Below are 26,831 nucleotides of genomic sequence, written 5' to 3'. Positions count from 1 at the left end.
GCTGTTTTTAATGGGTATTTAATGGGTATTCTTCCAGTTCGTTCATCTGCGCGTCGTTGACAGCCACTGCTGCCATATTGACAATATCCGAGACATCATCTGCGCGCTGCAGCACATGAATGGGTTTTTTCATTCCCATAAGGATAGGGCCGACAGCAACGGCATTTCCCAATTTGGCAAGCATCTTATAGGTAATATTACCTGATTGCAGGTCCGGAAAGATAAAAACATTTGCATCCCCTTTGAGGTTGGAGAAGGGATATTGACTTTTGACAATTTCCGGATCCAGGGCAACATTAGCCTGAATTTCCCCGTCTACCGTCAGCTCCGGAGCCCGTTCCTTAACCAGTTCGGTTGCTTTTTTCACTTTCTGAGTTAATGGGTGCTGGGCACTGCCGAAGTTGGAAAAGGAGAGCATGGCAACGCGTGGCGTGATGTCAAAACGCTGTGCCTGTTCAGCTGCCAGGATGGCGGTTTCCGCCAGTTCTTCTGCGGTCGGTTCAATGGTAACGGTGGTATCGGCGCAAAAAACCACCTCTTTTTTGAACACCATCATGTACAGGCCATGCACCTTAGACAAGCCGTCCTTTTTACCAACCACTTCTATGGCCGGCAGGGTGACATCAGGATAATGGGCATTGATGCCGGAAAGCAGGGCGTCCGCATCTCCTTGTTCCAACATGATGGCGCCGAAATAATTTCCATCCTCCTGCAGGCGGCGACGGGCATCATAGCGTGTCATGCCCTTGCGTTGACGCTTGGCAAAAAGCACTTCCGAATACGCATTAAGTTTTTCACTTTTACGAGGATTGATGATTTCCGTTCCCCGCAGCTCAATATTGAGAGCATTGGCCTTTTCGCGGATGACTTTTTCTTCGCCAATAAGAATCGGAATGGCTATCCTTTCGTCCAGGAGTACCTGTACGGAACGCAGGATTTTATCTTCTTCACCTTCCGGAAAGACCACTCGTTTAGGCGCCGCTTTTGCTTTGTTGATCATGGTACGCATGATCTCTTTTGAGCGCCCCTGCAATGCTTCCAGGTGTTCAGTGTATTTCTCCATGTCCAGAATAGGCCTGCGGGCGACACCGGAATCCATGGCTGCCTGGGCAACGGCGGGTGCCATGCGTAACAAGACCCGGGGATCAAAAGGTTTGGGTAGAAGATATTCACGCCCGAATTTGATTTCACTGTTGCCATAGGCACGGCCTACGGAATCGGGAACATCTTCTTTTGCCAGTTGGGCAAGGGCATGAACTGCCGCCAGTTTCATCTCATCATTAATGGCGCTGGCATGGGTGTCCAACGCGCCACGGAAGAGAAAAGGAAAACACAAGACATTGTTTACCTGGTTGTTATAGTCAGAACGTCCGGTGCCAATGATAACGTCATCACGCACTTTTTTTGCCTCATTCGGCGTGATCTCCGGATCAGGATTGGCCATGGCAAAGACAATCGGGTCTTTGGCCATGACGCGCAGCATGTCGGCGGTCAGCGCCCCTTTGACCGAAACCCCGAAAAAAATATCCGCACCTTTCATGGCATCGTCAAGGGTACGGGCATCCGTTTGTGCTGCCAAGCGTTCTTTATACGGGTTCATACCGACAGTGCGGCCTTTATATATAACACCCTTGGAATCGCAGAGGATCAACTTTTTTTTGTTGACACCCATGGAAATTAACAGGTTGGCGCAGGCAATACCGGCGGCTCCGGCCCCGTTAAAGACAATTTTGATCTCGTCAATCTTTTTTTCCACGACTTCAAGGGCATTGACCATGCCGGCTGCGACAATAATCGCCGTTCCGTGCTGGTCATCATGGAACACCGGGATGTTCATGGTTTTTTGCAGCGCTTCTTCGATATAAAAGCATTCCGGCCCTTTAATATCTTCCAAATTGATACCGCCAAAGGTCGGTTCAAGCAACTGTACTGTACGGATCAATTCGTCGGGATCTTTGGTGTTCAGTTCAATATCAAAAACATCAATGTCGGCAAAACTCTTGAACAGGACGCCTTTCCCCTCCATAACCGGTTTAGCTGCAAGCGGGCCGATATCTCCAAGGCCGAGCACTGCCGTTCCGTTGGAAACAACAGCGACAAGATTTCCCTTGGTGGTATATTCATAGGCCATATCGGGCTCTTTTTCAATTGCCAGACAGGGTTGCGCAACACCTGGGCTGTAGGCAAGAGACAGGTCTCTGCTTGTTGCGCATGGTTTGGTGGTGATCACTTCAATTTTACCCTTACGGCCACTCCGGTGATATTCCAGGGCATCAATGAATTTTAACATTGTTTATTCCTTTAAATATAGGTAAATAGCAGTCTATTTAACGCAGGATTTAGGGCAGAAAAAGAGGTATTATGTATTTTTTATATTAGGACTATTTCTAATATAGATTAATTTTACATATAAAACAAACAGCAACTCAAAATAAAAACAGACTTTTTAAACTCAAAACCGATTAAATAAAAAACAACCCGAGAACAGGTCAGCTAAAAAGGCTTGACACGAACGGCACGCTTAATTAGGTATGTAGCCAATACCTGATGTACAACATAAGGAAACATTGAGGAATTACCGGAAACCACCGTTTTTTTTACTTTTATATATATTTTAAGCCGCGTCTTTTTCAGACCCTCTGCACGGGGAGCCTTCATGTAGACCTTTTAAGAGAGAACAAAGGATCTTAAACCATTGGCGGACCGGAAACCGGGAAAGCCCATGGTTTTTTTTGCCGAAAAAATTTAATTATAAAGGAAGAGTTACCATGAAACAAAAACACCTTGTACTTGCAATGCTTGTCACTATCCTGTCGATACTTCTGGTATCAGAGGCCATGGCGGCAGACGTTTACAAAATCGGTGGCATTTTTTCGGTCACCGGAAGTGCCTCGTTTTTGGGAGATCCTGAAAAGAAAACCATGGAAATGATGGTTGAACAGATCAATGCCGCCGGCGGCATTGACGGACACATGCTTGAGGCGGTGATCTATGACTCCGAAGGAGATCCGGCCAAAGCCGTATCCGCCGTAAACAAACTGATCCACAAAGATCAGGTCATCGCCATCATCGGTCCCTCCACCACACCGACTACCCTTGCCATTGTCAATTTCACCAAGCGGGCCAAAGTGCCTTTGATCAGCTGTGCCGCCGGCATCAAAATCACCACTCCGGTGGATCCCTGGGTATTCAAAACAGCCCAGAGCGATTTGCTGGCCGTGGCAGCCCTATACCAGCAGATGCAAGCCGCCGGCATTAAAAAAATCGGCATACTCACAGTCTCCAATGCCTATGGTGAAAGCGGGAAATTACAACTTTTGGATCAGGCCGAAAAATTCGGTATCCAGGTCATCTTAAGTGAAAGTTTTGGCGACAAAGATACCGATACCACTACCCAGCTGGCTAAAATCAAGGCTGCCGGTCCGGACGCCATTGTGTGCTGGGGTACCAATCCCGGTCCGGCAGTCGTGGCAAAAAACGCAAAACAGCTGAAGATCGACATTCCGCTGTACCAGAGCCACGGGGTGGGATCACCCAAATTTATTGAACTTGCCGGAGATGCCGCCGACGGCAACATCCTGCCCACGGGCAAAATTCTTGTGACCAGCCTTTTAGATGATTCCGACCCCCAAAAGAAAGTACTTAAAGATTATCAAACCACGTATGAAAATAAATATTCCGCAGCCGTATCAGGATTTGGCGGGTATGCATATGATGCCGTGAACCTTCTGGCCGGTGCATTAAAAGGCAGCGGCGGAGACAAGGAAAAAATCCGGGACAATCTGGAAGCCACCAAAGGTTACGTGGGGGCCACAGGAGAATTCAACTTCACTGCCGAGGACCATAATGGCCTATCCCCGGCTGCATTTGTCATGGTTGAAATCAAAAACGGCACCTGGACCCTGTTAAAATAATATGCAAGAAATTGTCCAATATTTGTTTTCAGGTATTACCACCGGCGCCGTATACGCCGTGATCGCCGTGGGGCTGTCCATGCTTTACAGCTCCACGGAGCTGATCAACTTTGCCCACGGGGAGTTTGTCATGATCGGGGCGCTTGCCATGGTGACGCTGTGGGTGCGCTTAAGCCTGCCCCTGCCCCTGGCCGTGGCAGGCGCTGTGGCAGCCGGCTGTATCCTGGGGCTTGTATTTGAACGGCTTGCCATCCGTACGGCCCGAAATCCTAAACCGATTACCCTGATTATTATTACAGTGGGGGCAGGCATTTTCCTAAAAGGCGCAGCCATGATGGTCTGGGGAAAAGACCCTTTCAGCATGCCCTCGTTTTCAAGCCATGAATCCATTGAAATGTTTGGTGCTGCCCTTCTGCCCCAGAGCATCTGGATTGTTACAGCCGCCCTGGTGCTGGCAGGCGGTATCCATCTGTTTCTGAAACAGACGCTCACCGGCAAAGCCATGGTGGCCTGTGCCGTCAATAAAAAAGCGGCCTGGCTCTCCGGCATCCCGTCGGAAAAAATGGGGATTCTGGCCTTTGGCATCAGCGCCGGTTGCGGGGCGGTGGCAGGGATCTTCATTGCCCCCATTACCATGAGTTCCTATGACATGGGCACCATCCTGGGGCTGAAAGGGTTTTGTGCCGCTATGATCGGGGGGCTTGGCAGCCTGTGGGGGGCCTTTGCCGGCGGACTGCTTCTGGGCATTCTGGAATCCCTGGGTGCGGGCCTTATATCTTCAGGCTTAAAGGATGCCATAGCCTTTGTGCTCCTGCTTCTGATTCTTTACATCCGGCCGGGCGGACTGTTTGCGGCCAAAGAGGCCAAGCGGTTTTAGATGATGACAGAGAAAAAGAAAATCATCTGGATTGAATACTTAGGTTTTATCTGTGCCGTCTCTGCCTTTGGACTTGTCACGGAAAACACCTATTATCTTCAGATCATGACCTTTATCGGGATCAACACCCTCCTCGGATTAGGCCTTAACATGCTCATGGGTTACACCGGCCAGGTCTCTTTAGGCCATGCCGCCTTTTACGGCATCGGGGCCTATACCACGGCCATCCTCTCGGGCACATACGGCATAAACCCCTGGCTGGCCCTGGTATGTGCCGTGGCTGCCGCCGTACTCATTGCCTTTATTGTGGGACTTCCTACCCTGCGGCTTTCCGGCTATTATCTTGCCATGGGCACACTCGGCTTCGGCATGATTGTCAACATTGTGATCCGAGAGTGTGCCCACGTAACCGGCGGGGCATCCGGATTTGTGGGAATCCCCGTGCTGGAGGCAGGCTCCCTGGTCTTCATGGCCGGACCCGGTTACTATTTCCTTGTTTGGGCCACTGTGTGTGTCGCCATGATCATTTGCCGCAGGCTTCTTGACTCCCGCACGGGCCGTGCGCTTCGAGCCATCCATGACGGAGAAAAAGCCGCTGTTGCCATAGGTATAAACACCCACTTTCTAAAACTTGAAATATTTATGTTTTCCGCCGCCCTCAGTGCGATAGCAGGTTTCTTGTACGCCCATTTTGTCCTTTTTATCAGTCCTGAGTCATTCGGGTTTATGTTCTCTATAAAAATAGTCACCATGGTGGTAATCGGCGGCATGGCAAGCGTATGGGGGGCTGTGCTCGGTGCAGCCGTGCTGACCCTTCTGCCCGAAGTGCTCCACGGATTTGCCGAATATGAAATGATCATTTTCGGAACTGTTTTAATGGTTGTCATGATATTCATGCCCCAGGGGTTGAACCGGGGGATCATGGATATGATCCGGACAGCCCGGAGGGCCAAGGCATGATACTGTCACAACAACGGCCTCAAATCCGGGCCGAACAGATCCTTGAGGTCCAGGATCTGACCAAAATGTTTGGCGGCGTCAAAGCCCAGGACCAAATCAGTTTTTCTATTGAAAAAGGCATCGTATGCGGACTGATCGGTCCCAACGGGGCCGGGAAGACAACGCTGTTCAACATGATCACCGGCATTTACCGGCCCGATGCGGGCAAGGTGATTTTCAATGGAAAAAACATCAAAAAAACGCCGGTTCACAGATTGGTGAAAGCAGGGGTGGCCAGGACCTTTCAGCATGTGGAGCTTTTTTCATCCATGACCTTACTGGAAAACATCATGGTTGGGATGCATGTACGCACCAAAGCAGGCTTCTGGGCCGCCGTCACCCGGATGCCTGCCATGAAAAAAGAAGAGCGAGACTCCCGTCGGCGGGCGGAAGCGTTGCTTGAATTCACAGGTCTTTCAACAGATACCCATAAAATGGCAGGCGATCTGCCCGCAGGCCGGCAGAAAACCGCACAAATTGCCCGGGCATTGGCTTCGGATCCCCTGCTGCTCCTGCTTGACGAGCCGGCTGCCGGATTGAACCCGGTTGAAACCCACGCCCTGGGCAAACTGATCCAAAAAATTAAAGAATCGGGTATCACGATGATGCTGGTGGAACATGACATGAGCCTGGTTATGGGGATGTCCGACAAGGTGGTCGTTCTGGACCAGGGGAAAAAATTAGCCGAAGGCACACCCCGACAAATCCAGCGCAATGAGGCCGTAATGTCAGCCTACCTAGGCAACGGATAATATTTGGATGAGAACTCACCCATCTGCGGCGTTGCTGCAAAAATTTGTAATCCTCACATACTATCATGTATGCTCCGGTTACAAATTTCCTTGCGCCTTGCAGCTGGGCAAGTTCTCATCCAAATAAAAAACAATCGGACAAAACTTTTTTATGCTGAAAATTAAAAACCTGAGATGCTGTTACGGAAATATTGCCGTGGTTCATACGGTAAGTCTTTCGGTGAGACAAGGGGAGCTGATCTCCATCATCGGTGCCAACGGCGCAGGCAAAAGCACCCTTTTAGCCGCGGTGTGCGGCCTGTTAAAAAACTGGTCCGGGGAGATCGAGTTCAAAGGCCGCCCCCTTAATGGCATGTCAGCACCGGCCATTGTCAGGCAGGGTATCAGCATGGTGCCCGAAGGTCGGCAGATATTTTCACCCCTAAGCGTTATGGACAACCTGAAAATGGGAGCATATACCCGGTTCAAAAAAGATGGAAAAAGCCGTGTGGCCGAAGATCTTGATATGGTGATTCAGATGTTTCCCATTTTAAAGGAACGGGCAGGCCAGTTGGCCGGCACACTGTCAGGAGGCGAGCAGCAGATGCTCGCCATTGGCAGGGCTTTGATGGCGCGCCCTACCCTGCTCGTACTGGACGAGCCATCCATGGGCCTTGCCCCCAAAATTGTGGAGATGATCTTTTCCACGATCCAGGATCTGTCACACAACGGGGTGACTATTCTTCTGGTTGAGCAGAATGCCAGGGCAGCTTTGAAAATTGCTGACCGGGGCTATGTGCTTGAAACGGGTAAAATGGTACTCCAGGGCAGTGCAGATGAACTTTTAGTGGATGATGATGTGAAGCGTGCCTACCTTGGCAAAGATTACGGCGACTTTTTGGACGAAAGGAATCAATAATGTCCGAACAGATAAATATGACCGCAGATATGGATGAAAACGACAAGGCCCAGCGTCAACTTGAGCGCCTGCAGGCCACCGTGAACCGGGCGTGCAAAAATGTTCCCTTCCACCGAAACCGCATCCAGGAAACAGGTCTTTCAGACATTACCGGGCTTGAAGACATTGAAAAGCTGCCTTTCATGGACAGAACACACCTGGCCACCCACTATCCCTACGGACTTTTTGCCGTCCCCCTGAAGGATATTGTCCGCATCCACACTGCGCCCGGATCCGGTACAAGCCCCTCCATCAGCGGGTATACAAAAACGGATCTGATGATCTGGGAAAAAATGGTTGCAGGTGCCTATGCCGAAGCCAATGTAACGGACAGGGATATTATCCTGGTTCACCTGCCGCCGGGACTTGCCAACTGGGCCAGGGACTACAAAGACGGGGGTGAGGCCATAGGCGCCGGCGTGATTCCCAATGCCCCCCTGTCCGTGGCCAAAACACTTATGGTACTCAGAGACTACAAGGTAACAACCCTTGTAAGCACCCCAGCCTTTGCCCGGCATCTGACAGCCCACATGTTTGACCGGGAGTGCCATCCCAACGAATTGAACCTGAAACAAATCATCCTTGTGGGCGAGCCGGATGACGGGCATACAGTCACCGAACTCAGGGAAAGTCTTCATGTGGATGTCTGGCTCAATTACGGCTTAAGTGAGATCCCGGGGCCTGCCATTGCCTATGAATGCCGATATCATGACGGACTGCACATGAATGATGACCACATTCTGCCCGAAATCATTGATCCTTCGACAGGCAGGCCTGTTCCGACAGGGGAAAAAGGAGAACTGGTCCTGACCACGCTGTCAGCCCGTGCATTCCCGCTGATCCGCTTTCGTACCGGTGACATGGCAAAATTCTTTCCCCAGGCGTGCCCTTGTGGTGCAACCTCGACCCGGATAGAGTGGCTGGCTGAACAGGCTGATAATTACATGCTCATCTCAGGTATCCGGGTATCCCAGGCCCAAGTCAGGGAAAACCTTAAAAACGCATTAAAGATGCCGGGCATCCGTTGTACCATGGAAAAAGAGTGCCGGGCCGGAACGGACATGCTGCTGATATCCCTGATTATGGATGACCACCTGTTTTCAGATGAAATCAAACATCTGCAGCAGATGATCACATACGCCGAAGAGACCCTGACAGAACAAAACGGCATCAAGGTGAAAATCCGCCTGATACAGCAACGGGTTTAACCTTTCAACAATAACCGATACAAATCGGGATACCTGTTCCATAACTCAAAACTTATATATGAACCCTATTGAAACCACAAGACAGGTCAAAGCCTTAGGCCTTTGCTCGGGCGGGCTTGACAGCATACTATCGGCCCTCTTGCTCAAGGACCAGGGCATTGATGTGACCTGGATCAGTTTTGAAACACCCTTTTTTGATGCCAGGGCCGCAAAAAAGGCCTCGAAACAGACCGGCATCCCCTTGATCGTAAAAAATATTAGAGAAGCCTACATGGAAATGATGAAAGCCCCCAAAGCGGGGTTCGGCAAAAACATGAACCCCTGCATGGACTGCCATACATTGATGTTTGCCAAAGCAGGCGCCATAATGGCGCAAATAGGGGCTGATTTTTTATTTTCAGGTGAGGTGGTGGGGCAGCGGCCAAAATCCCAGACAAAAAGCGCCCTGCGCTATGTTGAAAAAAATTGCGGTTATGACGGCCTGATACTTCGTCCTTTAAGTGCAGGCATACTGCCCGAGACCATTGCCGAACAAAAGGGGCTTGTGGACAGAAGCCGCCTTGAGTCCATCAGCGGTCGGAGCAGAAAACCCCAGACCGCCCTGGCAAAAAAGTACGGCATCACGGAATATCCCTCTCCGGCCGGCGGATGTCTGCTCACGGACAAGGGCTATTCCCAGCGATTAAGAGATCTTTTATATGTCCAGAAAACAGAAGATAAAACCCAGCTGAACCTGCTTAAACACGGCAGGCACTTCCGCCTGGACAGCAGATCTAAACTTGTGGTGGGAAAAAATAAGGCAGAAAACAAACGGATCATGAATCTCTACGATCCCCAAACCCACATCCGGCTTCGCTGTACCCACCTGCCCGGCCCCGACGCCCTAGTTTTCGGACAGACCGACGAAGCCGCCCTGCACCTGGCCGCTACGATCACATCCGGATACACCAAAGCATCTGCCGGTGCGTTAACTACTATTAGTATTTTTCAAAAACAGGGAACAAAGGAGATAGAGGTTGTCGCACCGGAATCAGGGGCATTTCATAATCTGTTGATACAATCCCCCTGACCCGCCCCAGCCCTTTTTCTTAACCTTGCTCTTAATCTTACTCCTGTTATTCATCATCATGGGAACCGGGTAAAGCAAGAGAATTAATATTTGGACGTAGAATTGGGCTTAAAATGTTTATACGTTGTTGACACAACTTCTTTTGTGCTGCAATGTATGTTTATACATTGCTTAAACTCTTGAAGGAGCACAAAATGACAGAACTGGTGATTAAAAAGTGGGGTAACAGCTTGGCAGCAAGGATACCAAAAATGATTGCTGACATGATTCAGCTTGAAAAAGATCAGATCGTTACCATTGAGGCGAAAGACGGAAGGATTATTATTACCCCTATCAAAAAGAAGAAAGATTATACACTTGACGAACTTTTAAACCAATGTGATCCCAAGGCTGTTGCCTTGAATGCCGAGGATAAGGCATGGTTGAACGACAAGCCTGTAGGAAAGGAATGGTAATGGCCGCAAGATCTGAAAAAAAAGTGTTTATTCCTGAGCGGGGCGATCTTGTCTGGACAGACTTTGACCCTGCCGCTGGTCACGAGCAAATGGGGCATCGCCCTGTCCTGGTCCTTTCTCCTGCTATTTTCAATAAAAAAATTCTCCTGGCTTTGGTCGCCCCGGTCACAAGCAGGGTCCGGGGACATGGTTTTGAAGTAGTTTTAGCCGGAGAAAAGATTTCCGGTGTTATTCTTTGTCATCAGGTCAAGACAATTGATTTTGTGGAAAGAGGTTTAAAATTTGCTGAAAAGGCCTCTGCTTCAGTCGTAAGTGACGCTTTGGCTAAAGTAAGGGCACTTGTAACAGAATAAGGACTTTCAAAGCGAAGACTACTTATATTATTCATTCCTGTTGAAGCTAAAAGGTCATATTCAAAGAGTGTTAACGCCTATGAGACTTTTCGTACCTTTGTCGGAATAAGGCTGATTAAGAACAAGAACAGGAACAGGAACACGATGAAGTATCAATTCATTTGCGGTGAACTCTATTCTATCCGGGCTGCCTTGAGCTGCCCACAGGCCGCAGAAATATCATCCCCCTTACTTTTCCTGACAATAGCTGTCATGTTCCGATTTAAAAGAATGGTCAAAAAGGCGTTGATCCGATCCCGTGAAGGCCTTTTAAAGGGGGCTTGGGGATGTTCGTTAAATGGAATAAGATTCACTTTTGCCCGAATGGGAGAAAGCAGGCGGACCAGGTCATGGGCATGGGCATCACTGTCATTGACCCCGCTCATCAGAATATACTCAAAGGTAATTTTGTTCCTGGGCTTCATCTCAAATTCTTTGCAGGCCGCAAGCAGCGCCTCAATAGGCCAGGTACGGTTGACCGGCATCAGGCTTGAACGCAGTTCATTGTCTGTGGCATTGAGCGACACTGCAAGATTGACTTCGGTATCAAGGCCCAGCTGAATGATTTTAGGCGCAATGCCGGAGGTGGAGACCGTAACTTTGCGACGGGAGAACTTCATCCCGAAATCCGTATCAAAAATCACACCAAGGCTGCGCAAAAGGTTATCATAATTTGCCAAAGGTTCCCCCATACCCATGAACACGATATTGGACAGAGACAAAGGTTCGATGCCCTGTTGGGCAACAAACCTTCGGGCATCCCGTACCTGACCTACAATCTCTCCCATGGTCAGGTTTCTTTTAAACCCGGTTTTGGCGGTCAGACAGAACTTACAGTTCATGGCACATCCGGCCTGGGTGGACACACAAAGGGTATAATGCTCTTTTTCAGGTATGAGAACACTTTCCACATACTCCCCGTCTGCCAGTCGATGCAAAAATTTCTTTGTGGCATCAACGGAAGTTTCCATGTTTTCAAGTTCCAGTGTTCCCAGAAAAAAATGCTCGGCCAATTCCCCCCGCAGCGCCTTGCCCAGGTCGGTCATCTCTTCGAAGCTGTCGGCAAGCTTCAGGTGGAGCCATTTGAACACCTGGTCAGCCCTGAAACGCCGTATTCCTTTATTTTCAAACCATTCACCCAGATCCTGCCGGGTAAAATCCAGTATATCTTTCATTGTACGCACCTGCATAATTTTATTATTTTCTTGACATTACACGGATTATTTATTAATTTCAACGATTTGATTTGACACTGAGAAAAAGGTTATCTTGCACATGTTTGACGATTTAAGCGACCGGCTGGATTCTGTTTTTAAGAAACTAAGAGGGCACGGAACCCTTACCGAGAGAAACATTGAGGACGGCTTAAAACAGGTCAGATTGGCACTTCTGGAAGCCGATGTCAATTATAAGGTTGCAAAAAATGTCATTTCAGATATAAAAGCCCGAGCCCTTGGCCGGGAGGTTATGCAAAGTCTGACCCCGGGCCAGCAGGTCATCAAGATTGTAAACGAAGAATTTACAAAAATGATGGGCTCCACCCACCAGGAACTGAACTTTGCCGCCACCGGGGCATCATCAATCATGCTGGTGGGACTGCAGGGTTCCGGCAAAACGACCACAGCTGGCAAACTGGCGCGTTTTCTGCGCAAAATCGGCAGAAAGCCCTATCTTGTGCCTGTGGATGTGTACCGTCCGGCAGCCATAGACCAGCTGACCAAGCTGGGCAAACAGATGGACGTGCCGGTATTTGAATCCACAACCGACATGAAACCGCTCAGGATCTGCCAGGATGCAACGCTTGCCGCAAGGGAGCTTGGCTGCGACACCCTGCTCATTGACACCGCAGGGCGGTTGCACTTGGATGACGCGCTCATGGTCGAGCTTGAAGAGATCAAAAAGGGCATCAACCCCGCAGAAATTCTTCTGGTGGCAGATGCCATGACCGGCCAGGATGCGGTGAACATTGCCGGTGAATTCGACAAGCGGCTGGATATTTCAGGCTTTGTGCTGACCAAGATGGACGGTGATGCCAGAGGCGGTGCAGCGCTCTCCATCAAAGCGGTGACGGGCAAACCCTTAAAGTTCATCGGTGTGGGTGAAAAGAGTACGGCACTTGAGCCCTTTCATCCGGACCGTATGGCGTCCAGGATTCTGGGTATGGGAGACACCCTGTCTTTTATTGAAAAGGCAGTGGAGGCGGTTGACCAGAAAGAAGCCCAGGCCCTTGAAAAGAAACTGAGGAAAAATCAGTTTACCCTGGAAGATTTTAAAAACCAGATGCAGCAGGTCCGCAAAATGGGATCGATCAAGGATCTTTTGGGCATGCTGCCCGGGGTAAATAAAAAGATGCTCAATGATTTGAACATCAGTGATAAAGAATTTTTAAAAATAGAGGCTATTATCAATTCCATGACTCCTGATGAACGGGCCAAACACGCAATCATAAAAGCATCCCGCAAAAAAAGGATTGCCCTTGGTTCGGGGACATCGATTCAGGATGTGAATAAACTGCTTAAAAGCTATACCCAATCCATGAAAATGGTGAAAAAATTTAATAACGGCGGCATGAAATCCCTTCGGAGCATGCTTCCATTTTAAGGAGAGAACAAGAACTATGGCAGTAAAACTCAGACTTACTCGTAAAGGCACCAAGAAGAAACCCTTTTACAGAATTGTTGCCGCCGATATTCAGGCACCCAGGGACGGCAAGTTCCTTGAAGCCGTCGGCACCTATGATCCCATGCAGAATCCGGCCGTTATCACCCTGAAACAGGACCGGGTGCAGTACTGGCTGGAACAGGGTGCAATACCCACCACAACGGTAAAAAGTATCCTTAAAAAACAGAGTGCTCAAAGCGTTCCTGCCTAAGGGTACCTTAAAAGAATAGAATCGCTGTAGACGCCTTGAAAACGGCCGGGCCCTTATGTCATTGATTAGGAGACGTTTTTATGAAAGAGCTGATTGAGTATTTAGCAAAGGCATTGGTAGACAATCCAGATGAGGTTCAGGTATCTGAAGTGACAGGAGACCAGACTTCGGTGCTTGAACTCAAGGTGGCAAAGGAAGACCTGGGCAAAGTTATCGGTAAACAGGGCAGATCCGCCAGGGCCATGAGAACTATCCTGAGTGCCGCAGCCACAAAACTGAAAAAACGCACGGTACTGGAAATCATTGAGTAGTTCCATGGAATCTTCGGATACCTGGCTGACCATCGGCAAAGTCACGGGCGTTCACGGCCTTGGGGGCAACCTTAAAGTTTGGTCCTGGGCCCAGTCGCCCGACACCTTTACCCCAGGGCTTGACGTGGTACTCAAAGATGAGGACAAGACCCTGGACCCTGGCCGGGAATATGTGATAATCCAAACCGGCAGGTATAAAAAAGGCGTACTTTTAACCCTTGAAGGGGTCAGTACCCGGGAAGCCTCGGAAGCCCTTGTGGGTAAGCTTGTCCTGGTTGATAAAACCAAACTGCCGGACCTGGATGAAGATACCTGGTACTGGCAGGATCTGATCGGGTTGACGGTTGTAGATACCTGTAAAGGCGAAGTTGGAAGCGTTGAGCAGCTTTTTCCCACAGCTGCGGATGATATCCTGGTTGTTACAAATAAAACGTCCCGGGGGAAACAGGAAGTGCTCATCCCTATGAATGCCGTATTTGTCAAGGATATAAACCTTGAGACCGGCGTAATTTCAACACAGTTGCCCGAAGGCTTCATCACGGACTGATTTTCCCATGAAGTTTACCGTATTGACACTGTTTCCGGAATTTATGGAAGTTTTTTTTGCCAACGGCATCATGGCCAGGGCTTTGAACCGAAAGGTTATCAGCGCAGACAGCATCAACATCCGGGATTTTGCTTCAGATCGGCATAACAGTGTAGATGACCGCCCCTATGGCGGAGGAAGCGGCATGGTAATGATGCCGGGACCTTTGGAAAAAGCGATTGATTCTGCCAGACAAACCTCTCCCAGCCCTTGGGTGGTGTATTTAAGCCCCCAGGGCAGACCATTTACCCAGGCCCGGGCCTGTGAACTTGCCGCAAATCGACAGGACCTTATTTTAATCTGCGGCCGGTACGAGGGTATTGACGAGCGGGTCTATGTCCGCCAGGTGGATGAAGAGATCTGTGTGGGAGATTTTGTGATGACCGGCGGAGAGATTGCTGCCATGGCGGTTATTGATGCCGTTGCAAGAATGATCCCCGGGGTGCTGGGAAACAATGAATCATCCCAGTGTGAATCATTTATGGACAACCGCCTGGAATATGCCCAGTATACCCGGCCCGAGATATATGAGGAAATGGGCGTACCCGGTGTGCTTTTGTCCGGAAACCATGAAAAAATCCGGCAATGGCGCAGGCGATCTGCTCTGGAACGAACATTTATCAAGCGTCCGGACCTGTTTAAAACCCGGGTGCTGGATAATGAAGAAAAAGAAATTTTACGGCAGTGGTGCCGGGAGCTTGAGGCACTTATTGATAAATGAATTCAACAGATGAACCAATAGATCAAGGCCCCACAGGCCAGGGGTCGGAAACGGAACATAACACGCCGAATCTTTACCTGGCATTGATCCACTACCCTGTGGTCAATAAAAGAGGAGAAATCACGGGATCAGCCCTGACCAACATGGATCTGCATGACATTGCCAGGGCAGGCAGGACATTCGGTGTAAAGGCATATTACGTGGTCACCCCCTATGAAGACCAGAGAGCCCTGGCCTTCCAGATCATGGAACACTGGACAAACGGCCATGGCGGAAGAGTTAATCCGGCACGAAAATCCGCCCTTGAAAGGATCAGGGTGGCGGATACATTTGAAGCAGTCTGCAATGATATAGAAAATGAACAGGGGCAGGTCGTGGTTAAAGTAGCCACCAGCGCCAACACCCGGCACCCCACACACAGTTGCAGAAAACTTGGACAGGAATTGAAGGGTAATGCCCCCCATGTGATCGTGTTTGGTACGGCATGGGGGCTGGCACCGGAAGTAATCAATCAGTGTGACCATGTCCTTGAGCCCATACAGGGGGCAGGATCATATAATCACTTAAGCGTCCGGTCCGCGGCATCCATATATTTAGACAGATTAATAAACGGCTGAAAAAATAGAAGGAACAAAACATGACAGCAAACCTAATCCAAAAAATTGAAAGAGAACAGATGCGCCTTGACATCCCGAATTTCGACTCCGGGGATACCGTAAAGGTCCATGTAAAAATCAGGGAAGGTGAAAAAGAACGCGTTCAGGTTTTCGAGGGCGTTGTTATCAAAAAAACCGGAGGCCTTTCAAGCGCCCGGTTCACCGTTAGAAAGATTTCCGGCGGCGTAGGTGTTGAAAGAATTTTCCCCCTTTATTCCCCTGGCATTGACAAAGTTGAACTGATCACCCGGGGACGTGTAAGAAGATCAAAACTTTACTATTTGAGAAATTTGCGCGGCAAAGCTGCAAGAATCAAAGAAAAACGCTTTGCCTGATACCCGCGCCAATTTTCCAGCCGATATGCTGGTCTTTGAAAACCAGGCTATGTTGGGTGGATATAAAATAATTGCAGGTGTTGACGAGGCCGGCAGGGGACCCCTTGCCGGCCCTGTCGTGTCTGCGGCGGTGGTTCTGCCTGAAAATTTTGATATTCCCGGCATTAATGATTCTAAAAAACTTTCCGAAAAAAAAAGAGCGGCGCTTTTTCCAGTGATCCAAAGCCAGGCCATAGCATTTGGCATCGGCATAGCCGACCACGGAGAAATTGACCGGATTAATATTTTGCAGGCATCCCTGCTCTCCATGAAACGGGCGGTTGACGATTTAGGACTTATCCCGGATTATCTGCTCATAGACGGCAAGTTTACCATAGACAGTAACATAGATCAGCGTCCTGTCATTAAAGGGGACACCTTGAGCCTGTCCATTGCAGCAGCCTCTATTCTGGCCAAGGTCACCCGGGACCGGATCATGACGGACCTTGACTTACAATATCCTGAATATGAATTTAAGCGGCATAAAGGATACCCAACCAAAGCCCACAAGCAGGCGATCCTGACCCATGGCCCCTGCCCCATTCATCGCAAAAGTTTCAAGGGTGTAAAGGATATATGAGCCTTGGGGGAATAGCGCTTGGAAAAAAGGGAGAACGGGCGGCCCGGAAGCTCCTTTTATCGCGGGGCTATAAAATATTGGAATCCAATTATTCAACCCCGCAGTTTGAAATCGATATCATCGCAAGAGACGTTGACACCTTATGCTTTATTGAAGTGAAAACCCGGACAGGCGTAAAAAAAGGCTTACCCCGGGAAGGTGTAACAACAGCCAAGCAAAAAAAAATTATCATGGGCGCCCAGTACTATCTAAGCCTAAATAAAATCACCAACACCCGGCTGCGGTTTGATGTGGTGGAGGTGTTATACAAGGACGCTTCGCACACCGCCTGCGACATCACTGTGATCCCCAATGCCTTTCAAGGATCTTAAGATGTCCGGCACTCTTTATATCGTGGCAACGCCTATAGGCAATCTTGAAGATATGACATTCCGGGCGGTACGCATTCTAAAAGAGGTGGACCTGATTGCGGCCGAAGACACCCGCCACTCAAAAAAACTGCTGGGTCATTACGGCATCACAACCCCCGCGATTGCCTGTCATGAGTACAATGAAACCCAAAAAGCCCATGACCTGATCCAACGGCTTGAAACCGGGACTACCATCGCCTTGATCAGCGATGCAGGTACGCCTTTAATTTCAGATCCCGGGTACCGTCTGGTTTCCCAAGCCCAAGAAAAAGGCATACCCATAGTGCCGGTTCCCGGATGCAATGCGGCGCTTACCGGATTGAGCGCATCCGGCCTGCCCACAGACTCCTTTATCTTCCTGGGCTTTCCGCCTAAAAAACAGGGCCGCCTGGAGAGCTTTCTCAATGATGCCGCCCGTCACAAGGCCACACTGATATTTTATGAATCGCCCAGGCGCATTATGCGGCTGATATCTTCGGCCATAATGGCGTTTGGCGACCGCCAGGCCTGTCTCGCCAGGGAATTGACAAAACAGTATGAGGAGTTTATTCCTGGGCCCTTATCTCTTATTTTATCCACCCTTGAGGTAAGAGAGATCGTCAAAGGCGAATGTGTCCTGTTTATTAAAGGCGCGGATGAACAGCCCGCCGATTTATCTTCAGACCAGATAGAGATCATGATCATGGATGGCCTGAATCAGGATATGCGGACCGGTGAACTTGCAAAAAAGATAGCTGAACTTGCCAACCGCCCTAAACCCAAGGTTTACGACATGATTTTAGCCCTTAAAAAACGTTCTTAAAAAGTTAGGTAGATCATCCCTCCCTTAATCCGGGATTCAACCACTACCGATGACGCACAAAACGTGACTATACGCTACAGGTTGATAAACCCCTTGCCAAATCAGGGCCAAAAGCCTTATAAGGGATAAAATATTTGCAAAGTGTGAGAATATTGTTAGGATTGCAATTCTAATAAAACGGACAGACGTACTTCGTCCCGAATAGATATCCAACTTTCACAAAGGAAATAAAAACACCATGAGCATTGAAATATGCTATGTCATTGTAGGGATGCTGATCCTGTTTGCAATTTTTGATCTGATTGTTGGAGTCACCAATGATGCAGTGAATTTTTTAAACTCCTCAATCGGATCCAAGGCCGCACCGTTTAAAGTGATCATGATTATTGCCAGTGCCGGTATTCTGACCGGCGTTACTTTTTCAGCAGGCATGATGGAGGTTGCCCGGAAGGGTATTTTTCATCCCGAACTTTTTACCATGCCCGAACTTCTGACCATCTTTCTGGCTGTCATGATCACGGACATCCTGCTTTTAGATCTTTTCAACACATATGGCCTGCCCACCTCCACGACCGTATCCATTGTATTTGAGTTGCTCGGGGCTGCCGTTGCCCTGTCCATGATAAAACTTGCAGCCCATGCTGATTCGGGCCTTGGACTTTTGGATTATATCAACTCGACCAACGCCATCACCATAATCTTTGGGATATTATTATCCATTATCGTGGCATTTGCATCAGGTGCAACTATTCAGTTTATAGCCAGACTTATCTTTACCTTTAATTATGAAAAACGGCTGAAATATTATGGCGCGTTATGGGGCGGTCTGGCCCTTACCGCCATCACCTTTTTCATCCTTGTAAAAGGCGCTAAAGGGGCTACGTTCATGGATCCACAAATGGTGGCATGGATAAATAGCCACTCGTTAATTATCATGGGCGGTATCTTCGCAACCTCAACTATCATCCTTCAAATTCTTATCAGCGCATTCAAAATAAACATTCTTAAACCCATTGTTCTTTCCGGCACCTTTGCTCTGGCCATGGCATTTGCCGCCAACGATCTTGTTAATTTTATCGGTGTGCCCCTGGCAGGGCTGAATGCCTTCAGAACTGCTCTGGCCTCATCGGATCCCATGAATATCACCATGGGGGCACTGGGGGGAAAAGTACACACCCAGACCTTTATCATGCTCATTGCAGGCGCCATCATGGTGCTCACTCTCTGGGTATCACGAAAGGCAAGGACAGTGACCGAAACCGAAATCAGCCTGGGCCAGCAGGATGAATGCATGGAGCGATTCGAATCCGTCTGGCTCTCCAGGCGCATCGTCAACCTGTTCCACAGCCTGTTTGCCTCTGTCAAAGCCGTGTCCCCCACCGTCATTGGTGAAATTGTGGCCAAAAGAATCAGCCCGATCCCCGAGGATACCCATGTCGGGGGAAAGGAGAAACCATCATTTGATCTGTTGCGTGCGTCCGTAAACCTGATGGTGGCATCTGCCGTGGTCTCCCTGGCCACGTCTCTAAAACTGCCTTTATCCACCACCTATGTGACGTTTATGGTGGCCATGGGGTCTTCCTTTTCCGACCAGGCCTGGGGCAGGGAAACCGCCGTATACCGTATCACCGGCGTTTTGACAGTGATAGGTGGCTGGTTTATGACCGCCTTTATTGCCTTTGCGGCGTCTTTTATCTGCGCCTATATCATCTACTATTTCAAAATGCCCGGTGTCGCCGGCCTGATGATCTTTGTCTTTTTTATGATCCACAGGAACAAAAAGCATCACGAAGGCACTGAAAAGACCAAAGAGGAGATCACCATTTACCACCTTGAAGAGGTGGTAAATTTCCCGTCTTCTGTTTCAGCCACATTTGACCATCTTGCCCTTCATCTTCGGAGCATACGGCTCTCTTTGAAAACCACGTTTAATGCGCTGTTTGAAGAGGATTTGGATACCTTAAGGGAGCAGCGCAGGAAGGTCAAGCAGTTCCAGATGAGCAGCAATATAATCATTGCAAATATTTTTAAAGTGTTACGGCTCCTGCAGCGTACGGATCACAAGGGGTCTTACAACTATTACCAGATTATCCGGCGCCTTCAGAAACTGAACGATGGACACAGAGATACGGTGATCAGATCCACCATGCATGTGGCCAACCGCCATAAAGGGCTTTTACAGGCCCAGATTGAGGAACTCAAAGAGGTCAAAACAGAAATGCTTTACATTTTTGAGCAGGTTGAAATCGCATTTAATAAAAAGGATATTGTGGACTGCAGCCACATCGGGGCAAGATTCCACTATCTCAGAGATCTTGTGGATGAATACAATGCCAATCAAATTGCCAGAATCAGGGAAGAGTCCTCAAAAACACGTCTGAGCATCATGTACTACGCCATTTCAGGCAATTGCGTCATGATGGCCAAACAAACCGTTAAGCTGTTGGAAATATTCAATGAGGCCCTGCCCTCGGAAGACGGCGCTAACGCATGCAGAGGACTGCATTTTGTCCACAGCTTTAAAGTAGCTTTAAAGTAAAAATTCAAAACGTTGGCAAGTTGCCAAATAAAAAAGCGGCCCTTTCCAGTCAAGGAAAGGGCCGCCTTAATTTAGATCACCAAACAGATGTCAGTGAAGGAAAATCCTTTAATTACATCTTGGTGCCTTCTGCATGGCTCTGCAGTTTTACTTCAACCTTTTCGGTCAGGCTGGCATAGTATTCTCTAAGGATAACCAAAACTTCTTCACGGCCAAAGTGATCAACAACAGGTTGGTTGTTGGACAAGGCGTGACGCAGTTTGGTGCCGGAGAGGATAACACGGTCGTCTTTGCCATGGGGGCAGGTTCTCATGGAAGCCATACCGTCGCATTTGTGGCAGTAGAAGGTCCAGTCGATTTTCAACGGTTCGCACAGCAGGCGTTTGCCTGGGTCTTCCGGAGTGGGGATGGTATCAAAAATTTCCTGGGCTTCGAACAGGGTGTAGAAGTCACCAACGCCGGCATGGTCACGACCGATGATCATCTTGTTAACGCCGTAATTCTGGCGGAAGGTGGCATGAAGCAGGGCTTCACGGGGACCGGCATATCTCATGTCAAGGGGGTAACCGGCATTAATAACGTGTTCCGGTACAAAGTAACCCTTGATCAGGGTGTCGATACATTTGATACGTACGTCTGCGGGGATGTCGCCAGGTTTCAGGTTACCGATCAGGGAGTGGATCAGAACGCCGTCACATACGTCAAGGGCGATCTTGCACAGATGTTCGTGGGATCTGTGCATGGGGTTTCTCAGCTGCATGGAAGCAACGTTTGCCCAGCCTTTTTCATCCATGATAGCGCGGGTTTCAGCAGGAGTCAGGTATACGCCTTTGAATTTTTCGGGGAACTCGCCTTCGGAGAGTACTTTTACAGGACCAGCCAGGCAGAACTCTTTTCTGGCCATAACCATTTGAACGCCGGGATGATCTTTCAGTGCGATTTCCCAGAATACTTTGTCATCAGACTCTTCGCCATGACCTTTGTAAACTTTTTCACATTCCCATTTTTTCTCGGCTTCAGTCATTTCGAATTTTTCTTCGATCTTCATGGTGGCATAAATCTCACCATTTCTTTCCAGGGTGATCTCATCGCCAACTTTGATTGCTGCGGCATCAGCAGCAGAAGCATCGAGCATAACAGGAACCGGCCAGAAAGTACCATTAGCCAGCAGGAAGTCTTCGCAAACGCTTTTCCAGTCAGCTTTGGTCATAAAGCCGTTCAGCGGAGAGAAACCGCCGATACCCAGCATGATCAAGTCGCCTTTAACCTGGGAAGAGATTTCGATTTTTTTCAGACCTGCGGCTTTTTTCCGTTCAGCTTCCAGAGCAGCGCCTTCAAGTTTGCAGCATACAAGACCTTTTCCGCCATGGGGTGCAACTAATTTAGACATATTACGTCATTCTCCTTAATCTATGGTTAACTGCCATTATAGGTGTCAAATGCCTTGACCCGGCACCTGACTTCAATTTTATTTAAAAATCTTGTAAAATTTAATGATGATTGGCTGATTTGTCAAGAATTATATTTGCTTAACTTTAACAGTCCTCCCACCTCATCCATGGATACTGCATGGGCGTGGGCTTCAAGCCCGGGCTGCTTAAATGCTATGAACCATGTACCAGCAGATTCAGCAGCCTTTTTATCGTATATGGAATCCCCGATAAACACAAGCTGTTTAGGCACCAGCGCATACGCCCCCATAATTTTTTCAAGCTGGTCAGGAAAGGGTTTGGGATTTGCGACATCCGATGCCGTGACAACAATATCAAATGACTTTTTCAGCTTATGTTCAATCAGCACACGTCCCATGGTATTTGTCCGGTTCGTGGCCACACCGCGCACCAGGCCTGCCTGCTTTATTGCATCAAGCAACTCAATAAGGCCCGGTTCCATCAGCATCAAAGGCACCACACTTTCATAACCGATGCTTTTAATCATTTTGTATACAGGCTGGTGGTCATCCATTTCCGGATAAAGATATTCAACAGCAGCCCTTACCGTCATCATATGAATATTTTTAAACTGCTCATCGTCAAGGGGGGCTTTATTAAAAGCGGCCAAAAGATCATTATAAAATTTACGGTTGGCCAGAGCCGTATCAAACATGACGCCGTCACAATCAAACACAACGGCCTTAATTGCTGACGTATCCATTATGTTAGCTTTCTTTGGGCTATTCATTGTTTACATGTGTCCTTAAATCGCTCTTTTCCATAGGCTCATCTTTTTCAAAAATAGCATAGACCCTAATTCTCAAATGCGATTTATTGGGGTTGTCTGTTGTCAGTGTAATAAAATCATAAATATCCGCAGGGTGCTCGGAATAACAGGAAACCCTGACCTTCCAGGTTTTTTCCCCCTGGCCGGGCTTGATCAACTCAGCCTTTATCTGTTTATTATATTTAAGCGTCATGCCAAGGATCTTTAATTCATCCATCTGCACCGGTTCAATTGTGACCACCTCACTTACGGTCTGTCCGGGAATCCCGTTCAGGTTCACAGTGCTGGGGCTGATCTTGACAATCTCTTTAACTTTACCGGCAATTTTTAAATAAAATTTTTTGTTCTCAGGATCGTCGGATTTAACCAAAATATTTTTAATTAACTCACGCCCGCCATATCCTGCGGTCTTAACGCCAATAGTGATTTTTCCTTCCCCGCCCGGGGGAATCTGCTTGTCATAGGCTTTTCTGTCACACCCTCAAGGCGGTCGAACATCGGTAATATTCAAAGGGGCATCCCCCTGATTTCTTATTATAAAATCATGGGTTAAATCCTCTCCTTCAAGCACGGGCTCAAACTCAAAAGAGGGGGCCACCGGGACGGCCCTGGGGCCCGCCCAGACAGATGCCGTTCCCGCAAAAATAAACAAACATGAAGAAATGATTATAAAATTGATATGTTTCATTCTTTGTATCCATTGTATTTTACAAACAGCCATGAGCCGATCGGGTCTGTCAACACCCGGATTTAACCCACAACAAAATAAACGAAAGGGAAAATAGCCCATTTCACCCTTAAATTCAAGCTTGCCCATGAACAGCAGATAAAAATCAGGATTACCAATTGATCAAGTTCTACAATTTCAGACATTTCGCATCAGATCCAAAATCATGGTCAGTTCAGCATCCTCTTTGGTACTCAAGGATAAGATTCTTGCATTTTCCCTGTCCTGTTCAGGTCTGGCTCCTCGGGCAATGGTTCCCTTGATGGGCCGGGTTTCAACAATGTGCCCCGCCACTTTAAGAAAGCGTTCGGGTGAAGTGGAAACGACCTGGTGATCCCCTGTCTGGACAAAGGCGAAAAAAGGCGCAGGATTCTTTTTAAACACCTCTAAAACAAGGCATATGCATCGCGCCGCTGAAACCGGTTTCAAAACGCTGTGACAGATTGGCCTGATAGATATCACCCTGTCTTAAATGTTCAATAATCTGTGATACCGGGCACAATCCTGGTCAGATCCTGACAAAAGCACCACTGTTCCCTCTTGTTGGGAAAACCTGGCAGCAGCATGTTCAAAGGCCGGATCAAAATTAAAACCCCGGATCACAATGTCGGTGATCCGGGGCAAAAATAATTTTTCAGACATTATCTGAGAAAGGGGTTCATCCGCTTTTCATTGGCAATGGTTGTTTCCGGACCATGTCCGGGATAAACCACGGTACTTTCGTCTAAGTTCAGCAGCTTGGTCTTGATAGAGGAGATCAGGGTGTCATAATTGCCGCCGGGAAGGTCGGTGCGTCCGATTGAGCCCATAAAGAGGGTGTCTCCGACAAACAGGTGGCCGGGCGTATAAAGGCAGATTCCCCCAGGCGAGTGCCCCGGGGTGTGAATTACTTTAAAGGTAATATTGCCAAACGTGATTGTATCGCTCTCCTTAAGATGAATGTCGGCAGGCGGGGAATTTTCTGCCCCAAGACCAAACATGGCAGCATGACTGGAGAGATCCAAAAGCATGGGTTCATCATCAGGATGAATGGCGATCTGGGCAGCGGTAGCGTCCTTCATTCGCTTGTTTGCCCCGACATGATCAAAATGACCATGGGTATTGATCAAATATTTGACCTTCAGTTCAGCTTTGGCAAGGGCCATGAGTATCCGGTCTGCATCATCGCCGGGGTCAATGACTACGGCCTGTTTTGTTTCTTCACACCCTACAATAAAGCAGTTGGCCATAATAGGGCCGACTTCAAGTTTACGTATAATCAAAACATCCTCCTTGATCTTCACGTCCTGGTCTATCTTCACATCATAAGTCTATGCCTCATGCTGGACTTTGATCCGGTCAAGCACCCCGTTGATGAACGACCCGGAATCCCTGGTGCCGAATTTTTTACCGATTTCAACCGCCTCATTAATGGATACCGAAGGGGGGATATCCGGCAAATTAAGGATCTCAAATACGGCAATACGCATGATATTTCTGTCCACTGCAGGCATTCGGGAGGTCTTCCAGTTCTTGGCCCACTGATCCAAAAGAAGGTCTATCTTCACCCGGTTCTCCAGGACCCCCTCCACAAGTGTCAGAAAAAAAAGACGGGTGGACTCACTCAAACCTTCGCCGTGCTGTTCGAGGAAAGCATCCATTTGCGACGGGGTATCGATTTTATTCAGATCCAATTTATTCAGATCCAAGGCAAACAGAGCCTGCAGAGCCAGTTCACGGGATTTGCGCCTGTCACCCATGTTCTATTCCATATTCGCGCACAGGTTTGCCATTTCAATGGCCCCCAAAGCCACATCAAAGCCCTTGTTACCGGATTTTGTACCAGCCCGTTCAATCGCCTGTTCAATGGTTTCAGTGGTAAGGATACCAAACATCACCGGCACTTTGGCCTCAAGACTCACGGCAGCAACACCCTTGGACACTTCGGCACACACGTAATCATAATGGGTGGTGGCCCCGCGGATCACAGCACCTAGACAGATAATGGCGTCATACTTTTTCAAGGCAGCCATTTTGGCTGCAGCCAAAGGGATTTCAAAGGCACCAGGGACCTTGACAATGGCAATATCCTCATCCTGCGCACCGCTTCTGATCAGCGCATCCAAAGCGCCTGACACAAGTTTTTCGACGATAAAATCGTTGAATCTTGCGGCAACAATACCAAACTTTTTGCCCTTGGCGTTTAAATTGGCTTCAATTATTTGAGGCATATTTATTATCCTTATTTTATGTGTAGTAGATGACCCATCTTAGCCTGCTTACACTTCAAATACCCCTTGTTGAAAGGATTGGGCGCCACCTCAATGGGCACCTGCTCCACAACGCTTAACCCGTACCCTTCAAGACCCACCATCTTTTTAGGATTATTGGTAAGCAGACGCATTTTGCGTACACCCAGATCCACCAGCATCTGGGCACCGACACCGTAATCACGAAGATCTGCGGAAAATCCAAGCTTTTCATTGGCCTGGACCGTATCCAGGCCCTGACGCTGGTATTCATAGGCTTTCAATTTGTTCACAAGGCCGATCCCCCGACCCTCCTGACGCAAATAGAGAATAACGCCGCAGCCTTCATCATCCACCATTTTCATGGCCCGGTGGAGCTGATCCTGGCAGTCACAGCGCAAGGAAGAAAAAATATCACCGGTCATACATTCGGAATGCACCCGAACCAGAATCGCCTTTTCCGGGTCAATTTCACCCTTAACCAGAGCGATGTGGGTAAGATTGTCGATATCATTCTCATAGGCAATGATTCTGAATTCCCCGCCCACCCGGGTGGGAATAAGGGTTTCGGCAGCGCGTTTTACAAAGCTTTCTGTTTTTAAGCGGTATTTAACAAGATCCGCCACAGTGCAAATGCCGATGCCGTGCTTTTCGGCAAATTTTTCAAGGGAAGGCATCCGGGCCATGGTACCATCGTCATCCATAATTTCACAGATGACACCAGCGGGCTTCAGCCCCGCAAGCCGTGCAAGATCCACAGAGCCTTCGGTCTGGCCGATGCGCACCATTACCCCGCCGTCCCGAGCCCGTAACGGAAAAATGTGGCCGGGGCGTGCAATATCCTGGGGGCCTGTCTCATCAGCCACCGCCGTCAAAATGGTGGTGGCCCGGTCTGCGGCGGATATACCCGTGGTCACGCCGTGTTTTGCCTCGATGGAAACCGTAAATCCCGTACCATACTGGGAGGTGTTGTTTTCAACCATCATGGGCAGGTCGAGTTTATCTGCAATACTTGAATCAAGGGACAGGCAGATAAGTCCCCGGCCATAAGTAGCCATAAAGTTGATGCTTTCCGGGGTTACGGCCTGGGCCGCCATGGTCAGATCACCTTCGTTCTCCCTGTCCTCATCATCCACCAGGATGACCATTTTTCCGTTTTTTATATCTTCAATCGCCTGTTCAATGGTTAAATGCGGCATTTG

At 48.7% G+C, this 26,831-nt stretch carries 31 protein-coding genes; 20 read left to right on the top strand and 11 right to left on the bottom strand.

The window, feature by feature from the left end:
- Positions 1-7: 7 nt before the first annotated feature.
- On the bottom strand, positions 8-2,290 hold the full coding sequence (locus tag DESPODRAFT_RS21980) for an NADP-dependent malic enzyme (RefSeq protein WP_004074340.1): 2,283 nt from the start codon (positions 2,288-2,290) through the stop codon (positions 8-10).
- A gap of 478 nt (positions 2,291-2,768) precedes the next feature.
- Between DESPODRAFT_RS21980 and DESPODRAFT_RS14285 the strand changes: the two genes are divergently transcribed.
- The 9 genes from DESPODRAFT_RS14285 (at position 2,769) to DESPODRAFT_RS14245 (ending at position 10,564) form a co-directional block, all read left to right on the top strand.
- Positions 2,769-3,914, top strand: coding sequence for an ABC transporter substrate-binding protein (locus DESPODRAFT_RS14285; RefSeq protein WP_004074338.1), 1,146 nt, complete (start codon positions 2,769-2,771; stop codon positions 3,912-3,914).
- A gap of 1 nt (position 3,915) precedes the next feature.
- The gene (locus DESPODRAFT_RS14280; protein ID WP_004074336.1) at positions 3,916-4,791 is read left to right on the top strand and encodes a branched-chain amino acid ABC transporter permease; all 876 of its coding nucleotides are present in this window, start codon (positions 3,916-3,918) and stop codon (positions 4,789-4,791) included.
- A complete protein-coding gene (locus tag DESPODRAFT_RS14275; RefSeq protein ID WP_004074335.1) occupies positions 4,792-5,751 on the top strand; it encodes a branched-chain amino acid ABC transporter permease in 960 nt (319 codons plus the stop codon).
- Positions 5,748-6,542 (top strand): ABC transporter ATP-binding protein, encoded by a 795-nt coding sequence (locus DESPODRAFT_RS14270; protein WP_004074334.1) that lies wholly within the window; start codon positions 5,748-5,750, stop codon positions 6,540-6,542. Before DESPODRAFT_RS14275 ends, DESPODRAFT_RS14270 begins: the two co-directional genes overlap by 4 nt.
- Positions 6,543-6,693: 151 nt before the next feature.
- Positions 6,694-7,440 (top strand): ABC transporter ATP-binding protein, encoded by a 747-nt coding sequence (locus DESPODRAFT_RS14265; RefSeq protein WP_004074333.1) that lies wholly within the window; start codon positions 6,694-6,696, stop codon positions 7,438-7,440.
- Entirely contained in the window at positions 7,440-8,687 is a 1,248-nt protein-coding gene (locus DESPODRAFT_RS14260) for a phenylacetate--CoA ligase family protein (protein WP_004074332.1), read from the top strand. Before DESPODRAFT_RS14265 ends, DESPODRAFT_RS14260 begins: the two co-directional genes overlap by 1 nt.
- A gap of 58 nt (positions 8,688-8,745) precedes the next feature.
- Positions 8,746-9,756 (top strand): tRNA 4-thiouridine(8) synthase ThiI, encoded by a 1,011-nt coding sequence (locus DESPODRAFT_RS14255; RefSeq protein ID WP_004074331.1) that lies wholly within the window; start codon positions 8,746-8,748, stop codon positions 9,754-9,756.
- Positions 9,757-9,950: 194 nt separating this feature from the next.
- A complete protein-coding gene (locus DESPODRAFT_RS14250) occupies positions 9,951-10,211 on the top strand; it encodes an AbrB/MazE/SpoVT family DNA-binding domain-containing protein (protein WP_004074330.1) in 261 nt (86 codons plus the stop codon).
- Entirely contained in the window at positions 10,211-10,564 is a 354-nt protein-coding gene (locus DESPODRAFT_RS14245; RefSeq protein WP_004074329.1) for a type II toxin-antitoxin system PemK/MazF family toxin, read from the top strand. The genes DESPODRAFT_RS14250 and DESPODRAFT_RS14245 overlap by 1 nt, the downstream gene beginning before the upstream one ends.
- A gap of 173 nt (positions 10,565-10,737) precedes the next feature.
- Here DESPODRAFT_RS14245 and rlmN read toward each other — a convergent pair whose 3' ends face one another.
- The gene (gene rlmN, locus DESPODRAFT_RS14240; RefSeq protein WP_004074328.1) at positions 10,738-11,778 is read right to left on the bottom strand and encodes a dual-specificity RNA methyltransferase RlmN; all 1,041 of its coding nucleotides are present in this window, start codon (positions 11,776-11,778) and stop codon (positions 10,738-10,740) included.
- Positions 11,779-11,878: 100 nt separating this feature from the next.
- Here rlmN and ffh point away from each other — a divergent pair, with 100 nt between their 5' ends.
- The 11 genes from ffh (at position 11,879) to DESPODRAFT_RS14185 (ending at position 20,454) form a co-directional block, all read left to right on the top strand.
- Positions 11,879-13,204: a signal recognition particle protein gene (gene ffh, locus DESPODRAFT_RS14235; RefSeq protein ID WP_004074327.1), complete on the top strand. Its 1,326-nt coding sequence runs from the start codon at positions 11,879-11,881 to the stop codon at positions 13,202-13,204.
- Positions 13,205-13,220: 16 nt separating this feature from the next.
- Positions 13,221-13,475 (top strand): 30S ribosomal protein S16, encoded by a 255-nt coding sequence (gene rpsP, locus DESPODRAFT_RS14230; RefSeq protein ID WP_004074326.1) that lies wholly within the window; start codon positions 13,221-13,223, stop codon positions 13,473-13,475.
- A gap of 80 nt (positions 13,476-13,555) precedes the next feature.
- A complete protein-coding gene (locus DESPODRAFT_RS14225; RefSeq protein ID WP_004074325.1) occupies positions 13,556-13,786 on the top strand; it encodes a KH domain-containing protein in 231 nt (76 codons plus the stop codon).
- On the top strand, positions 13,779-14,333 hold the full coding sequence (gene rimM, locus DESPODRAFT_RS14220) for a ribosome maturation factor RimM (RefSeq protein WP_245531925.1): 555 nt from the start codon (positions 13,779-13,781) through the stop codon (positions 14,331-14,333). The genes DESPODRAFT_RS14225 and rimM overlap by 8 nt, the downstream gene beginning before the upstream one ends.
- A gap of 7 nt (positions 14,334-14,340) precedes the next feature.
- Positions 14,341-15,093 (top strand): tRNA (guanosine(37)-N1)-methyltransferase TrmD, encoded by a 753-nt coding sequence (trmD, locus tag DESPODRAFT_RS14215; protein WP_004074322.1) that lies wholly within the window; start codon positions 14,341-14,343, stop codon positions 15,091-15,093.
- On the top strand, positions 15,090-15,710 hold the full coding sequence (locus DESPODRAFT_RS14210) for an RNA methyltransferase (RefSeq protein WP_004074320.1): 621 nt from the start codon (positions 15,090-15,092) through the stop codon (positions 15,708-15,710). Before trmD ends, DESPODRAFT_RS14210 begins: the two co-directional genes overlap by 4 nt.
- Positions 15,711-15,730: 20 nt before the next feature.
- The gene (gene rplS / locus DESPODRAFT_RS14205) at positions 15,731-16,084 is read left to right on the top strand and encodes a 50S ribosomal protein L19 (protein WP_004074318.1); all 354 of its coding nucleotides are present in this window, start codon (positions 15,731-15,733) and stop codon (positions 16,082-16,084) included.
- Between the two features lie 25 nt (positions 16,085-16,109).
- Positions 16,110-16,703, top strand: coding sequence for a ribonuclease HII (gene rnhB, locus DESPODRAFT_RS14200; RefSeq protein ID WP_052314746.1), 594 nt, complete (start codon positions 16,110-16,112; stop codon positions 16,701-16,703).
- On the top strand, positions 16,700-17,074 hold the full coding sequence (locus DESPODRAFT_RS14195) for a YraN family protein (protein ID WP_004074314.1): 375 nt from the start codon (positions 16,700-16,702) through the stop codon (positions 17,072-17,074). The genes rnhB and DESPODRAFT_RS14195 overlap by 4 nt, the downstream gene beginning before the upstream one ends.
- 1 nt (position 17,075) lies before the next feature.
- The gene (gene rsmI / locus DESPODRAFT_RS14190) at positions 17,076-17,915 is read left to right on the top strand and encodes a 16S rRNA (cytidine(1402)-2'-O)-methyltransferase (RefSeq protein ID WP_004074312.1); all 840 of its coding nucleotides are present in this window, start codon (positions 17,076-17,078) and stop codon (positions 17,913-17,915) included.
- Positions 17,916-18,153: 238 nt separating this feature from the next.
- Entirely contained in the window at positions 18,154-20,454 is a 2,301-nt protein-coding gene (locus tag DESPODRAFT_RS14185) for an inorganic phosphate transporter (RefSeq protein WP_004074310.1), read from the top strand.
- A 112-nt stretch (positions 20,455-20,566) separates the two neighbouring features.
- Here the strand turns inward: DESPODRAFT_RS14185 and sat are convergent, their stop codons facing one another.
- The 9 genes from sat to DESPODRAFT_RS14140 all read right to left on the bottom strand — a co-directional run bounded on the left by sat (position 20,567) and on the right by DESPODRAFT_RS14140 (position 26,828).
- Positions 20,567-21,844 (bottom strand): sulfate adenylyltransferase, encoded by a 1,278-nt coding sequence (gene sat, locus DESPODRAFT_RS14180; protein ID WP_004074308.1) that lies wholly within the window; start codon positions 21,842-21,844, stop codon positions 20,567-20,569.
- A 122-nt stretch (positions 21,845-21,966) separates the two neighbouring features.
- Positions 21,967-22,608 (bottom strand): HAD family hydrolase, encoded by a 642-nt coding sequence (locus tag DESPODRAFT_RS14175; protein WP_040016002.1) that lies wholly within the window; start codon positions 22,606-22,608, stop codon positions 21,967-21,969.
- Positions 22,609-22,627: 19 nt separating this feature from the next.
- A complete protein-coding gene (locus DESPODRAFT_RS21515; protein ID WP_004074304.1) occupies positions 22,628-23,362 on the bottom strand; it encodes a DUF1573 domain-containing protein in 735 nt (244 codons plus the stop codon).
- Between the two features lie 177 nt (positions 23,363-23,539).
- Positions 23,540-23,785 (bottom strand): chorismate-binding protein, encoded by a 246-nt coding sequence (locus tag DESPODRAFT_RS14160; protein WP_245531924.1) that lies wholly within the window; start codon positions 23,783-23,785, stop codon positions 23,540-23,542.
- Between the two features lie 84 nt (positions 23,786-23,869).
- The gene (locus DESPODRAFT_RS20090; protein ID WP_157488491.1) at positions 23,870-24,043 is read right to left on the bottom strand and encodes a hypothetical protein; all 174 of its coding nucleotides are present in this window, start codon (positions 24,041-24,043) and stop codon (positions 23,870-23,872) included.
- Entirely contained in the window at positions 24,043-24,663 is a 621-nt protein-coding gene (locus tag DESPODRAFT_RS14155; protein ID WP_004074302.1) for an MBL fold metallo-hydrolase, read from the bottom strand. The genes DESPODRAFT_RS20090 and DESPODRAFT_RS14155 overlap by 1 nt, the downstream gene beginning before the upstream one ends.
- Before the next feature lie 48 nt (positions 24,664-24,711).
- Positions 24,712-25,140 (bottom strand): transcription antitermination factor NusB, encoded by a 429-nt coding sequence (nusB, locus tag DESPODRAFT_RS14150; protein ID WP_004074299.1) that lies wholly within the window; start codon positions 25,138-25,140, stop codon positions 24,712-24,714.
- A 3-nt stretch (positions 25,141-25,143) separates the two neighbouring features.
- Complete coding sequence (gene ribH / locus DESPODRAFT_RS14145) at positions 25,144-25,611, bottom strand: 6,7-dimethyl-8-ribityllumazine synthase (RefSeq protein ID WP_004074297.1); 468 nt, start codon at positions 25,609-25,611, stop codon at positions 25,144-25,146.
- Positions 25,612-25,622: 11 nt separating this feature from the next.
- On the bottom strand, positions 25,623-26,828 hold the full coding sequence (locus DESPODRAFT_RS14140) for a bifunctional 3,4-dihydroxy-2-butanone-4-phosphate synthase/GTP cyclohydrolase II (RefSeq protein ID WP_004074296.1): 1,206 nt from the start codon (positions 26,826-26,828) through the stop codon (positions 25,623-25,625).
- Positions 26,829-26,831: the final 3 nt, after the last annotated feature.

The sequence above is a fragment of the Desulfobacter postgatei 2ac9 genome (assembly GCF_000233695.2).
In the GTDB taxonomy this organism is placed as follows: Bacteria; Desulfobacterota; Desulfobacteria; order Desulfobacterales; family Desulfobacteraceae; genus Desulfobacter; species Desulfobacter postgatei.
This window is presented reverse-complemented; position numbering and strand designations above follow the sequence as displayed.